Below are 541 nucleotides of genomic sequence, written 5' to 3'. Positions count from 1 at the left end.
CCAACCGGCTCGCCTTCCTCCACATGCTCGGCAAGGCAGTGAAGGGCGAGCAATGCTTCGCCATGGCGATGATGGACCTCGACCGGTTCAAGATCGTCAACGACACGCTCGGCCATCTCGCGGGCGACGAGCTGATTCGCATGGTCTGCGAGATCCTGCGCCAGCAGGTGCCCGCCAACGGCTTCGTCGCGCGCCTGGGCGGCGACGAATTTGTCGTCATGCTCGAGGCGCTCGATGGCTTGGGCACGCGGCGCGTGGCCGAGCGCATCCTCTCGGCCATCAGCGCGCCCTTCCATATTGAGGGGCAGGAGCTGTATCTGGGTGTGTCGATCGGGATTGCCGTGGCACCGCACGACGGCGACGATCCGAACACGCTGCTGCGCAAGGCCGACGCCGCCATGTACCTGGCCAAGGAGCGCGGGCGCAACAACTTCCAGACCTTTACCAGCGACTTGGACGACCGCGTCTCGCGCCGCTTCCGCATTGAATCGGGCCTGCGCCGCGCGGGCGACCGCAACGAGTTCTACGCCGACTACCAGCC

The 541-nt window shown here is 66.2% G+C and carries 1 protein-coding gene; it reads left to right on the top strand.

Annotation, left to right across the window (positions count from 1 at the left end):
- Positions 1–541: GGDEF domain-containing protein (locus D1614_RS28730; RefSeq protein WP_147384413.1), on the top strand; the 541-nt coding region annotated here is incomplete at both ends.

Source organism: Maribellus luteus, assembly GCF_003576475.1.
In the GTDB taxonomy this organism is placed as follows: domain Bacteria; phylum Bacteroidota; class Bacteroidia; order Bacteroidales; family Prolixibacteraceae; genus Draconibacterium; species Draconibacterium luteum.
Note: the sequence above shows the minus strand (reverse complement) of the source record. Positions and strands in the feature narration are given on the sequence as shown.